The sequence below is a fragment of the Candidatus Pedobacter colombiensis genome (genome assembly GCA_029202485.1).
Taxonomy (GTDB): domain Bacteria; phylum Bacteroidota; class Bacteroidia; order Sphingobacteriales; family Sphingobacteriaceae; genus Pedobacter; species Pedobacter colombiensis.
In genome coordinates this window covers 3828310-3841676 of record CP119313.1, presented here as the reverse complement: position 1 = coordinate 3841676, position 13367 = coordinate 3828310, and the positions used below count along the sequence as shown (strand labels likewise).

12 protein-coding genes are annotated in these 13367 nt (G+C 39.3%); 6 read left to right on the top strand and 6 right to left on the bottom strand.

Features of this window, described 5'->3' with window-relative positions; genetic code table 11:
* The 6 genes from hisA to hisG form a co-directional block, all read right to left on the bottom strand.
* Positions 1-750 carry a 1-(5-phosphoribosyl)-5-[(5-phosphoribosylamino)methylideneamino]imidazole-4-carboxamide isomerase gene (hisA, locus tag P0Y49_16075; GenBank protein WEK18309.1) on the bottom strand — a complete coding sequence of 250 codons (750 nt, stop codon included), beginning with the start codon at positions 748-750 and terminating at the stop codon, positions 1-3.
* Position 751: 1 nt separating this feature from the next.
* Positions 752-1345, bottom strand: coding sequence for an imidazole glycerol phosphate synthase subunit HisH (hisH, locus tag P0Y49_16070; GenBank protein WEK18308.1), 594 nt, complete (start codon positions 1343-1345; stop codon positions 752-754).
* A 67-nt stretch (positions 1346-1412) separates the two neighbouring features.
* Positions 1413-2546: a bifunctional histidinol-phosphatase/imidazoleglycerol-phosphate dehydratase HisB gene (gene hisB / locus P0Y49_16065; protein ID WEK18307.1), complete on the bottom strand. Its 1134-nt coding sequence runs from the start codon at positions 2544-2546 to the stop codon at positions 1413-1415.
* 18 nt (positions 2547-2564) lie between these two features.
* Positions 2565-3608 carry a histidinol-phosphate transaminase gene (hisC, locus tag P0Y49_16060; protein ID WEK18306.1) on the bottom strand — a complete coding sequence of 348 codons (1044 nt, stop codon included), beginning with the start codon at positions 3606-3608 and terminating at the stop codon, positions 2565-2567.
* 1 nt (position 3609) lies between these two features.
* Positions 3610-4899, bottom strand: coding sequence for a histidinol dehydrogenase (gene hisD, locus P0Y49_16055; protein WEK18305.1), 1290 nt, complete (start codon positions 4897-4899; stop codon positions 3610-3612).
* A gap of 142 nt (positions 4900-5041) precedes the next feature.
* Entirely contained in the window at positions 5042-5893 is an 852-nt protein-coding gene (gene hisG, locus P0Y49_16050) for an ATP phosphoribosyltransferase (GenBank protein ID WEK18304.1), read from the bottom strand.
* A 277-nt stretch (positions 5894-6170) separates the two neighbouring features.
* On the opposite strand from hisG, the gene P0Y49_16045 reads away from it, so the two are divergent.
* From P0Y49_16045 to P0Y49_16020, 6 genes are all read left to right on the top strand, one after another.
* On the top strand, positions 6171-7109 hold the full coding sequence (locus P0Y49_16045) for a hypothetical protein (GenBank protein ID WEK18303.1): 939 nt from the start codon (positions 6171-6173) through the stop codon (positions 7107-7109).
* Between the two features lie 64 nt (positions 7110-7173).
* A complete protein-coding gene (locus P0Y49_16040; protein WEK18302.1) occupies positions 7174-8751 on the top strand; it encodes a L,D-transpeptidase family protein in 1578 nt (525 codons plus the stop codon).
* A gap of 21 nt (positions 8752-8772) precedes the next feature.
* Positions 8773-10821, top strand: a complete 2049-nt coding sequence (locus P0Y49_16035) for a BatA domain-containing protein (protein ID WEK18301.1) — start codon at positions 8773-8775, stop codon at positions 10819-10821.
* On the top strand, positions 10818-12089 hold the full coding sequence (locus tag P0Y49_16030) for a dihydroorotase (protein ID WEK18300.1): 1272 nt from the start codon (positions 10818-10820) through the stop codon (positions 12087-12089). The genes P0Y49_16035 and P0Y49_16030 overlap by 4 nt, the downstream gene beginning before the upstream one ends.
* Positions 12082-12750: a hypothetical protein gene (locus tag P0Y49_16025; GenBank protein WEK18299.1), complete on the top strand. Its 669-nt coding sequence runs from the start codon at positions 12082-12084 to the stop codon at positions 12748-12750. The genes P0Y49_16030 and P0Y49_16025 overlap by 8 nt, the downstream gene beginning before the upstream one ends.
* Positions 12751-12769: 19 nt before the next feature.
* A complete protein-coding gene (locus tag P0Y49_16020) occupies positions 12770-13351 on the top strand; it encodes a DUF4199 domain-containing protein (GenBank protein WEK18298.1) in 582 nt (193 codons plus the stop codon).
* Positions 13352-13367 lie beyond the last annotated feature (16 nt).

Below are 13367 nucleotides of genomic sequence, written 5' to 3'. Positions count from 1 at the left end.
CTATAAAGAGGTCATTTGCTTTAAATTCCATTTTTTGATATCATCAATGGAAATTCTGTTTTCATAAATAGCTTTACCAACTACTACAGAACGGATATCAAGAGTAGCCAATTCTTCAATGTCAGCCATAGAACTTACGCCGCCAGATGCGATCAGTTTAATAAATGGAGAATGCTCCAACAGTTTTCTGTATAAGTCCATCGCTGCACCGCCCAGTTTACCGTCTTTGTTGATGTCGGTACATAGGAACCTGAAAAAGCCCAATTGCAGACATTTATCAACGTAATCCATCAGTTTTATAGGCGAGCTTTCCATCCATCCTGAATATTTGATCACCTCATCAAGTACATCAATCGCAATAACAATGCGGTTTGCATAATCGTATTTCTTACCAACCTCGGTACTTAGTTCTTGTAAGAAATCAGGATTGGTAATGGCCTGCGTGCCTACAATTACGCGGTGAATACCGGCATCTAATAAATCGGTAACTTGCTTAATGGTACGGATACCGCCACCATATTGTACGCGCATATCCGTTTTTTTAATCACCTCAAATAAAGCAGCCTGGTTACTAAAATCACCTTTGGCGCCGTTCAAATCAATGATATGTATAAATTCTGTGCCATTAGACCGGTAGGTCTCTATCATTTCAGCGATGGAAACATCGTATACTGTTTTCTGATTATAGTCACCTTCTGTTAGTCGGACAACCTTTCCATCTAAAATATCAATTGCAGGAATAATGTACATTTTATTGTTTTAAGTTTGAAAAATTCTTTAATAAACGCTCTCCGGCGCTACCAGATTTCTCTGGGTGGAACTGTACGCCATAGAAATTATTTTTTTGTACTGCTGCCGAAAATGGCATTCCATAGTTCGCAGTCGCGATGTCAAAAGTAGCGTTATATTCAATAAAGTACGAATGCACGAAATAAAATTGTGTACCACTTTTAACACCTTCAAATAACAAATTGTTTTTATGGCTGATGTTATTCCAGCCCATATGCGGGATTTTAATTCCCTGATTTTTATCAAATAACCTCGTCTGTATAGGTATAATACCCATCAAATCGGCATTTCCTTCTTCCGAATGTTCAGTTAGCAGTTGCATACCTACACATATACCCAATACGGGTTTTTTTAGTGCTTTAATGGGGGCAACCAATCCGGTTTGTTCCAGTTTTTTCATGGCTGCACCGGCATGTCCTACACCGGGAATGATGATGTGTGTATAGAGTGCCAAATCAGCTTCTGTGTTCACCATTCCATAGGGGATGCTCAATCTATCCAATGCCGATGTCAGTGAAAAGATATTGCCGGCCCCATAATTTACAATTCCAATCATTTTTTTAAATTTTTAGAGTAGGGAGCCAGGAGAAAGTTCTTTTATCCTTGTTCCTTAATCTTTGCTCTTATAAAACTCCTTTTGTACTTGGTAAGACTAACTTATCCGGGTCACGTTTAACTGCTACCTTTATTGCTTTTGCAAAGGCCTTAAATATAGCTTCAATTTTATGATGTTCGTTATCACCTTCAGCTTTAATGTTCAGGTTGCATTTGGCCGCATCACTAAATGATTTAAAAAAGTGGTAGAACATTTCTGTTGGCATATCACCTACTTTTTCACGTTTAAAATCAGCATCCCAAACTAACCAGGCGCGACCGCCAAAATCGATGGCTGCCTGTGCCAGACAATCGTCCATAGGGAGGCAGAAACCATAACGCTCCAGGCCCAGTTTATTACCAATGGCTTTTGCAAAGGCCTCGCCTAAAGCAATTCCGGTATCTTCAATGGTGTGGTGCTCGTCAATATGCAAATCGCCCACCGTTTTAATTTTTAAATCAATACTACCGTGACGGGCAATCTGATCCAGCATATGGTCGAAGAAGTTTAATCCCGTATGGATATCAGCTTTACCTGTCCCATCCAGATCAATGTTGATGCTGATTTTGGTCTCATTGGTATTGCGTTCATGTGCTACCACACGACTTCCAGCTCTTAAAAAGGTGTAAATGTCTACCCAGTCCTGCGTTTGTAAAGCGATGACATCGCCCAGTGTATCTGCTTTTTCCAATACCTCACTGGCGCCTAACAGATCATTGTTGCGAATCCAAATCGCCTTAGCACCTAAATTCTTGGCAAGAATCAAATCATTGATGCGGTCACCAATTACGAAAGAGTTTTTAAGGTCGTAACCTTCAGCTAAAAAATGTTGCAGTAAACCCGTATTAGGCTTACGGGTAGGTGCGTTTTGATGTGCAAAAGTCTTGTCAATGATCACCTCACTAAATTCAGCACCTTCACTCGCAAAAGTCTTTAGCACGAAGTTATGAACAGGCCAGAAGTTTTCTTCCGGATGTGAATCTGTTCCAAGACCATCCTGATTGGTAACCATCACCAGGTCATAATCCAGTTCCTTCGCAATTTTTGCAAGGTAATGAAGTGCTTTAGGATAAAACTCCAATTTGGCAAAGGAGTCCACCTGTTCATCCTCCGGTTCGGTAATCAGAGTTCCGTCTCTATCTATAAATAATACTTTCTTCATGATTTAGGTTTGGTTGGTTTATTGAATGTTTTTAAGCGCTTTTAAGAGTGTTTTGTTCTCTTCTTGGGTTCCGATAGTGATACGTAGACATCCTTCGCACAGCGTCACCTTAGAGCGGTCTCTGATGATGATACCTTCATCTACCAAAGCGTTATAAGTTTTTAACGCATTATCTACCTCGATTAGTATAAAATTGGCATCGGAAGGGTATACCTTTTTAACAATAGGAAGGGCGGCTAGCTCATTACTTAGGTTTTCTCTTTCAGCAACCGTGATTTTTATCCATTCATTTACCTGCTCAATGTTCTCCAAGGCTTTTAAAGCAATGTCTTGCGTAGCTTGATTGATGTTGTATGGAGGTTTTACCTTGTTCAAAACGTCAATTACCGGTCGGGCAGCAAAGGCCATTCCTAAGCGAAGTGCAGCTAGTCCCCAGGCTTTTGAAAAAGTTTGTAAAACAACCAGGTTAGGATATTCGGTTAGCTCTTTAATAAAAGTCCGTTGTTTAGCGTAATTGATGTAAGCCTCGTCGATCACCACAAGCCCTTTAAAGTTGGCCAGTACGGTTTCAATATCAGTGCGTATAATCGAATTTCCGGTAGGGTTATTTGGCGAGCAGATGAAGATCAGTTTGGTATTTTCATCAATGGCTTCGGCAATGCCGTCCAGATCTAACTGAAAGTTTGGAAGCAGGTTTACCTTGCGTGTTTCGACATTGTTAATGCTTGCCGAAACTTCGTACATACCATAGGTTGGCGGAAGGATAACGACATTGTCTTGTTTGGGTTCACAAAATGCCCTGAACAAAAGATCGATGGCCTCATCGCTGCCATTTCCAAGGAAAGTATTTTCAATAGGTACACCCTTTATTTTGCTAATGGCATCTTTCAAATCCAGTTGTAGCGGATCGGGATAACGGTTGTAATTTTCAGAAAGTGGCGAGCCGTAACTGTTCTCGTTGGCATCCAAAAATATACTGGCTTGCCCTTTATATTCATCCCTCGCAGTAGAGTAGGGGCGAAGGTTTTTGATGTTTTCTCTTTGCAATTTATTGATATCCATTTTAAATCGATTTTAAACGAATGCTTACCGCATTCTTGTGTGCAATTAGTTCTTCTGCTTTAGCAAGAACTTCCACGGTGTTTCCAATGTTTCTTAAACCTCTTGGTGTAATGTGCTGAAAGGTGATCTTTTTCACAAAAGAATCCAACGATACACCTGAATAGGCTTTTGCAAAGCCACTTGTAGGTAAGGTGTGATTGGTCCCGGAAGCATAATCTCCCGCGCTTTCAGGGGTTAGATTTCCAAGGAAAACTGAACCTGCGTTGCTGATTAGTGGGATAAGTTGTTCAAAACGATCGGTAGACAGGATCAAGTGCTCAGGTGCATAAATATTGCTAAATACCATGCCCTGTGCCAGGTCATCAACCAGTACTGCGTACGAATTTTTTATGGCCTGGGCAGCTATATCCTGTCTAGGTAGCTCTTTCAATTGCGCTTCAATTTGCGCAAGCGTATCCGTTATGATTTTACTTGAAGTGGCTACTAAAATAGCTTGACTATCAGCTCCATGTTCTGCCTGAGCAAGTAGGTCTGAAGCAATGTATGACGAATTGGCAGTCTCATCTGCGAGTACTAAAACTTCTGATGGGCCTGCCGGCATATCGATCGCTGTACCTGCTGCAGATTGCACCAATTGCTTAGCTTGAGTTACATAGCGGTTACCCGGTCCAAAGATTTTGTAGACCTGCGGTATGCTTTCCGTTCCATAAGCCATGGCAGCAACTGCCTGTGCTCCGCCCACAAGGTATATCTTTTCAATACCCAGCAGTACGGCTACATAAGCCAGATAGCAATTGGTTTTACCATCTTTTTGTGGTGGAGAACAAACCACTATTTCTTTGCAGCCAGCAAGGATTGCAGGGATACCGAGCATTAAAAAAGTGCTTGGTAAAACGGCCGTCCCTCCGGGGATATAAAGACCCACGCGCTCTATGGCTCTGGTTTCGCGCCAGCAGGTGACACCCGGCATAGTCTCTATTTTGTCCTCTCTGTACGCTTGTGAAGCATGGAAGGCTTTGATATTTCTGTAGGCTGTATCTATCGCCGCTTTAGCTTCGGTCGGTATAGTAGTGGCTATGTTCTTGATTTCTTCCTTTTCTATAAAAAGCTGCTGAAGCTGCACCTTATCGAAAGCAAGTGCATAGTCAAGCAAGGCCTGATCTCCCTCCGTTTTAACCCGGTCAACGATGCTTTTAACCCTTTCATGGATGGTTACATCGTCTTCCAACTGTCGTAAACAGATGGATTCAACTTCCTGTTTAGTTAAATCCTTATAGCTGTAGATTTTCATCGCGTTCTTATATTTTTAGTTGTGATGAAGCTCAAATAAATTTGGGTTTCAGTATTTTATGTTTTTAGTTTAACTATTGGTTAATGCTGGTTTTGGTCTTTTTCGATCAAAAAGTGCTAATTCTTTATTAAAATAAGCATGCTTAAGCAATGATTTTTTCAATAGGCATCACTACAATTCCCTGGGCGCCGGCAGCTTTCAGGCTGTTGATTTTTTCCCAGAAATCGTGTTCTGCAATTACCGAATGTACAGCAACCCAGTCCTCATCAAACAAGGGAACAACAGTCGGACTTTTTACACCCGGTAATAAATCCACTACTTTTTTGAGGTTGGTTTTTGCAACGTTAAGCACTACATATTTGGTCTCTTTTGCACGTAGTACTGATCGTATCCTTTGTAACAATTCCTGAACTTCTGGTAGCAGATCTGATCCTTCTTTTCCAATCAGAATAGCTTCGGATTTCATCACTTCGGCGAAAGGTTTTAGTCCGTTGCTTTTTAAAGTTCCACCGGTAGAAACGATGTCGCAAATGGCATCACTTAGTCCAAGTCCCGGGCCAATTTCAACTGATCCGGAAATGGTCCGAACCTCTGCATTTACATGATTTTCTTTCAGGTATTTTTCAAGGATTACCGGGTAAGAGGTAGCGATGGCTTTGCCACTTAGTTGTGCAATTTCAGTAATCTGACTCTCGTTAGGAATGGCAATTTTTAAAGTACATTTACCAAAGCCTAGTTTTTGTAGATAGGTTACTTCGGCACCGGCTTCAACAATTACGTTTTCACCAACAATACCCAAATCTGCAATTCCATCCTGTACATATTCAGGAATGTCATCATCTCTTAGAAAGAGGATTTCTAAAGGGAAATTTGTAACGGTTGATATTAATGAACTCTTGTAGTTCTCGAAAGATAAACCACAATTTTTAAGAATTTCTACTGACTTTTCGTTTAACCTACCCGATTTCTGGATAGCTATTTTAAGTGTTTTCAATTATGCTTTTTTTGAATTGTTGATTGAACAAGAAAATATTTCGGAAACAAGTTTTGAAGTACAAAACATTACATATACATCGCCAACTGGCGATGGTGCAAATGTAAATGATGGTTCAAAAGGTGTTTCATATATTATCTTAAGTTCCTTATCAACAATGACTAGCATCTCGAGGAAGTGCAAATATAGGGATTGAAATGGCAAATGCAAATAAAATACGTTTTTTAGATAGTTTATTAGAAATGTTGTATTTTGCATTGAATTTATGTCTTTCAAAATGATCAATAAAATAAAATTAGCCGCTCTGGGCTTTTCCTTGTCTCTTGGTGTAATCAAAGTAAACGCACAGGAGAACCCTGTTAAGATCTCGACCAAAGTAAATACCGATAAAAGTGTTGAATTGTCTTATGAAAAACCGGATCCGGGTACTTATACGGTTCTTGTTAAATTTAGAGACCTGACCAATACCGATGGTTCAAATGAACAGGATTTTACTGTTAAGGGGTACTCCGGGAATATGCTTACCCTGAAGCCTAGAGATGCAGGGCAGAGCATTGGCTATGGCTACAGTTATACTTACTTAAGAGGAAAGTTTGAACCTAAGTATGATGCTGATTTTATTTATGTATTGCCTTATAAGGTGGGATCAAAGGTGATGGTTGCTGAGTCTGGATTTGTGGGAGCTAAATATTTTGGAAATACTGCCCCTGATGATTGGAAGGTTTATCGTTTCTACAGTAAGCTTCAGGATACGGTGACAGCGGTAAGAAAAGGGGTTGTGGTAGAAATCAGGGATCTCCATGAGAATGACATTTCTAATGATGTGGCTTACACCAACAAGAGCAATGATTTGGTTATTGAGCATGCCGACGGTACAATTGCAACCTATAAAGGTTTTAAGAAAGGTAGTTTCGCTGTTGTAGTTGGTGAGACCGTTTTTCCGGGCACTGTACTTGGGGTAAATAGTAAGAGCAATGCAAATAGTGGATTCAATATTGGGTTGATGTTGACCTATCTAAAATCAAAAGACATCGACCGTTCAAGAACGCTTCAAAATTCTAAAAGTCTATATGGTTTTATAACGCCACGCTTTGCTACGGCAGAAAATGCAAATGTAATTCTGGAAGCTAAAAAAGAATATAATGCTTCACTACCTGCAGAAGTTCTTAAAAAGGAGCTCACTAAAAAGGAAATGAAAAAACAGGGTGTTAAGTAGTTAAATTTGATTAATGGCATTGTAATTGTAAATAAACACTATTTTTGCAGTCAATATTGCCATTTTGAAGAAAGTCCTATTTTTACTGATCCCCCTTTGTTTATTGTTGAATGCCTGTAACTGGTTTAAGGAGACACCGGAAGTCGGTTTGGTTCTGGCTAAACATTTTGATAATAAACTCTATAAAAAATTTGATACTGCCGAATACAACGTCATTTTTAAAAGACATTTAGATTCGCTGAAAGCCAATTTTTCTAATCCAAATACCCTCAAAACGTATTACGAACACCATAATAGCGAACCTACGTTGGTGACCAAGTATTTTGTTAACGGCGGATTGGATTCTCTTGAAGCTTACATTGGCCGGAGTAAATTGCATGGTTTTAATCCCGAATTATTTGGGTATAAGAAATTAAAAGTACTACTTGAAGCACTAGCCGATAATAAATTTAAATCTATTGCTGAGGTTTATCCTGTAGTTGCCGATTTAGAACTGAATGCGGCAGAGAGCCTGATTAAGTACAATAATTTTGTTTACTATGGCAGTGTAAATCCGCGTAAGTTATTGTCCAGATATTATGTGACTGTGCAAAGGCCTGATACGGCAAGTATGTTGGCGGTGTTGGCTACTAACGACCTGCAGAAGCTGCTTGTTTCCATTCAACCTACTTCAACGCAATATCGTGAATTGCAGAAAGCTATGCTAGAGCTAGAAAAAAAACGAAACGGGGACGATCAGGCTCTAAAAACGATACAAGTGAATATGGAAAGATTGAGGTGGAAATTACCCGATCTTGGGGAAGAGTACGTTGAAGTAAATATTCCTGATTTTTCTTTGACCTGGTTTAACAAGCAAGACACACTAAGCCATATGAAAGTATGTGTTGGTGCAGCACGTGAAAAGGATTATGCCGAAAAAATAAAAGCGTATACTAAATCCGGCAACCTTGACGATAAGCCAAAAAATCATGAAACGCCAATATTGTGCAGTAAGTTGAATTCTATTCAGGTAAACCCGATATGGAATATCCCTGTAAGTATTGCCAGAAGTGAGATTTATTGGCAGGTGATTAAAGACCGGTATTATCTTTCAAATAACAACATTAAAGTTTATTACAAAGGAACACTGGTTACTGATCCGGACACGATACAATGGAGTAAGTACCCAAGAGAAAAGTTGCCATTTCAGTTTAAACAAGGTTCGGGAGAGGGGAATGCCCTTGGTAAATTTAAGTTTATATTCGACAATGGGTCGAGCATTTACCTGCATGATACCAATAATAAAAATGGATTTTCTCGTGGCAACAGGGCTATTAGTCACGGGTGTGTGCGGGTCGAAAAACCTTTAGAATTTGCCGAAATGCTGGTTAAAGATAAATACGAGTATGATCAGCTGCGCATGGAGGTGAACCTGCCACCAATTGATACCACAAAAATGGAGGTGTACAATAAAATACTGGCAAAGAAAGCAGATACACTAAACATATTCAAGTTAAAACCTAAATGGTTTGGAACTAAGAAGCCAGTGCCATTGATCATCAATTATGTGACCGCATGGTCACAAAATGGGGCAATACAATTTAGGGATGATGTTTATGGCTTAGACGAAACTTTATATGCAGCTATGAAGAAATTCATGTAAAAGTGCTAACTTTGGTTTTTAATGAATTTCCTATACCCAGGTTTTCTTTTAGCACTACTGGCAATAGCCATCCCTATTGTAATTCACCTGTTCAATTTTCGGAAATTCAAAAAGATTTACTTTAGTAATGTTCAGTTTCTTACGGCTGTTCAGGAGCAAAATTCATCAAAAGAAAAGCTAAAAAAATTGCTGGTATTGCTATGCAGAATATTGGCTGTTGTTTTCCTGGTATTAGCTTTCGCCAGACCTTTTATATCCTCATCAAATCAAAATCATAAAAATGTGACCGGCAATATGGTTAGCATTTATATTGATAATTCTTACAGTATGGAAAGCCTGAATAAGGAGGGGAACCTACTGGAGGAAGCGAAGCGTAAAGCGAAAGAAATTGTAAAGGCTTATGCTATGACCGATAAGTTTAAGCTGGTGACCAATGATTTTGAGGGCAAGCATCAGCGGGCGGTAAATAAAGAAGAATTTATGAGCTTGCTGGATGACATAAAAATTTCGGCAGCGAGCAGGTCCTTACCACAGGTGATTAATCGTTTGGAAACGAATAGTGCCGCAAATAAAAATGAGGAGGTTTACCTGTTGTCTGATTTTCAGAAAACCTTTGTGGGTACACAGCCACTTAAAACCAATAAAGACATCAGCTATTCATTTATAAAGTTAAATGCAAATAGCTTACCTAATATATCAGCAGATAGCATTTGGAGCATCTCGCCGGTTCATCTGCCCAATCAAACAGAACAGTTTGTGGTGCAGCTACGCAATTATGGTGAAGAGGAAGCTACTGATGTCCCTTTAAAATTAACCATTAATAAGCAGCAAAAAGCGATTGGTAATGTGAATATTCCGGCAGGGCAAATTTTAAAAGACACCCTGTCATTTAGCGGACTTAAGGGGGGATGGCAGGAAGGAACGTTGAGCATAAAAGATTTTCCCTTGACTTTTGATGATGAATTGAATTTTACTTTTAAAGTCGCACAGGATTTGAAAGTACTGAGCATTAGTGGTAATCCTACAGATAGATATATACGTTCGCTTTTTTCAGCTGATGCTTATTTTAAACTTACAGAAATGCCGGAGTCAAACATCAGGTATTCGTCCTTTCCGGAGTATAGCCTGATTGTATTGGATGGATTGAAAGAGCCTTCTTCCGGATTGGCCCAACAGCTGAAATTGTATGTAGAAAATGGGGGTTCGGTAGTTGTCTTTCCAGACCTGGATGCAAATTCGGCAGCATATACTCCATTTTTGAATGGCTTGTCACTGCCTGCTGTACAGCAGTTAAACGTTGGCCCTGCAATTGCCAGTACCATCGATCTCAAGAATTCTGTATTTAAAGATGTATTTGAACAGGTCCCGGAAAATATTGATTTACCAGTAGTGAACAGGTATTTTAGTTACGCGGAACAAAATACGAGCAACAAAGAGAATATCCTTAAACTTCCGCTTAATCGATTCCTTTTTGCCAGGTATAATCTGGGGGGCGGTAAAGTGTACTTGTCTGCAAGTTCCCTAGATGCTAAGGATGGTAATATAGCACGACATCCGGTTTTTGTACCGCTGATGTTTAAAATAGCTTTTGCCAGCAGCAGGGAGCAACCATTTTACTATGTTACCGGAAAAAACAATGTGCTGGAAAGTGAAAAGATCAATTTAACAGGTAATCAATCTTTAAAATTGGTGTCGGCAGGTTTTGAGGTTATTCCAGAAGTCAGACAAACGCCGGGCAAGACACTTTTATATGTGGCCGACCAGGTGAAGAAATCAGGTTTCTATGAGCTGAAAAAGGCAGATTCTGTTTTGTCGGTTGTTGCCTTTAATGATGACAGAATGGAGTCGGACATGCACTATGCCAGTGAAAATGAAATTAAAGCCTTGTTTAACAAGCAAAATATAGCATTTTACAATTCTAAGAAAGACGCATTATCTATGAATATGGAGTTGAAAAATAACAGCAGTGAGTTATGGAAACTTTGCCTAATTTTGGCTGTTGTTTTCTTAGCCATTGAAATCCTATTGATCAGATTTTTTAATCCTACAAAAAATATACAAACAACATGAATCTTCTCATCACAGGCGTAACGATTGCCGATCCCAACAGTAAGTTTAACCAGCAGAAATGTGATGTACGTGTAGAACATGGCAAAATAACTGCTGTAGAAAGCAAATTGGGCAGTTTGACTGCAGCTAAGGGTGAAACCGTTTTTGATGGTTCGGGCTCAGTACTTTCGCCGGGCTTCTTTGATTTGAATTGTTCTATCGGAGATCCTGGTTTTGAAACCAAGGAAGACATCTATACTGCAACAGCTGTGGCTGCTGCCGGAGGGTTTACAGGATTGGCCGTTCTACCACATACCAAACCGGTGGTTCATTCTAAAGGCGAAGTTGCTTATATCATTAATAAAGCAAAAGGTAACTTAGTAGATGTGTTACCTGTAGGCGCTGTAAGTCAGGATTTGGAAGGTAAGGAGTTGGCCGAGCTATACGACATGAAGCTGGCCGGTGCAGTTGCATTTTCGGATGGAACAAAAGCAATCACGGATGATGGCTTTATGAGTCGTGCCTTGCAATATGCAAAAGGGCTGAACGGTTTGTTGATGGTTTATCCTGAAAATAAATCTATAGCAGGCAAATCGCAAATTAACGAAAGCAAGAATAGTGTACTGTTGGGCATGAAAGGTTTGCCGGCTTTGGCAGAAGAAATGCACATCAGCAGAGATATATTTTTGGCAACTTACCACGATGCACCAGTGCATATCAGTAATATTTCTACAGCGGGCTCGGTAGCACTGATTAAAAAGGCTAAAAAAGACGGGGTTAAAATTACCTGCGATGTGGCAGCACATCACCTGGTATTTACAGAAGAGCTTTTGAGTGATTTTGACAGCAATTATAAGGTGAAACCTCCTTTGCGTGGTAAAGCTGATGTTAAGGCCTTAATAAATGGTTTAAAAGACGGAACTATTGATGCAATAAGCTCACAGCACCGCCCACATGAAATAGAGTTTAAAGATGTGGAGTTTGAAATAGCAGCTTACGGTATTATTGCTTTGCAAACCGTATTGCCATTATTGCTTAAGGCAGGGTTAGATGCAGGTCAGATCGCTGAGAAGCTTTCAGTAAGTCCACGCAGGTTATTGGGGTTGACTGTTCCGGTAATTGAAAAAGATTCCGAAGCCAATTTTACCGTTTATAATGCTACGGAGGAATGGTTGTATAATGCAGAAAGTAATCTTTCTAAGTCGGCAAATTCGCCGTTACTAAATAAAAAATTAACCGGTAAAGTAAAGCTGGTATACAATAACAAACAATTACAGTCTTATGGATAATCATGTAAAAGCTGCGCTGACCGCATCACTGGATAAGTTTTCGGCAGCATCGGGAAAAGATTCAGTTAAACTTAAAGAAAATTTAATTGAAGTATTTAGTAAGGATCTTGGATTTTTGGAGAAGGTAGATGAGTTTGATGCTGCATTTGATGAGCATCCGGCTTTTGACGAATTGAGGGAAGTTTTCTTTGACTTGCTGATGATTAATTTCTTTGCCAATGATGTGAAAAAATTAGAAGAAGATTACCTGGATTCGGAAGAATGGGCGGATATTGAAGAAGAAACAATTGATAGGGGTACAGAGTTGCTGAACCTATTGTTGTATATCAATGAGTGTCACGATGAAAAGATCAAGCCTGAGTTAGATGATTTTCTGAAGGAGTTTTTGCTGGTAGAAGAGGATGAATTTCAGGACGAATTTCATATTTATGAAGACCTGATCAGTAATCAGCAATTGGTAGAGAGCAGTGTGGAAGATATTTGTAGTCATGCCGGCATGATCGAGCTGGGTGAAGAAATGGAAGAGTTGTTTGTGCCATTTATGACTTTCTTCCATCAGCCAAGGGCTAATGAAGAGGTAATTAAAGACCTGGGAGCTTATAGTGCCAATAAAGAATTTGATATTGCAGTTTATTCATTAATTGCTGCATTTAACAACTAATATTTTTGAACTTGAAATTATGGTAGAGAATACGAAAACTTTAGATAGTTTAAAACCGGAAGCGGTAAAAAATGGAATAGGATTAGGTTTGATAGCTTTAGTATTAGGCATACTATCTGCTTATCTTTTAGTGGGAGCTAAATCTATGATGGCTATTTTCCTTATCCCGATAGGAGTTGGCTTAATCGTTCCTCTTGTTGTAGCAGTGCTTTTTTGTTTTGATCTTAGGAAAAAGATTGGAGGATTCTGGAATTTAAGGCAGGCAACATCGGGTATTTTTATTATGTTTTTAGTTACATATGCCGTATCCAATATTGGGAATGTAATTTTTAATAAATTTATTGAAAAGGATATGACTGAAAGGATTCAGAATACTGTAGTTGGAGCTACATCTTCAATGATGAAGAGTCAAGGTGTTGATGAAGATGTGATTGATAAAAAGGTAGCAGAAATGAATAGTGATTTCGAACGAAAAAATCAAGGAACAATTATGCAAACCATACAAGGACATGTTATTGGGGTGATTATTGTATTTGTGATTGCATTGCTTTTCGCTGCGATTTTTAAAAAAGAACCGCCTTTGTATCTCAGTGATAATTAAGTGAAAAACTGAGTAA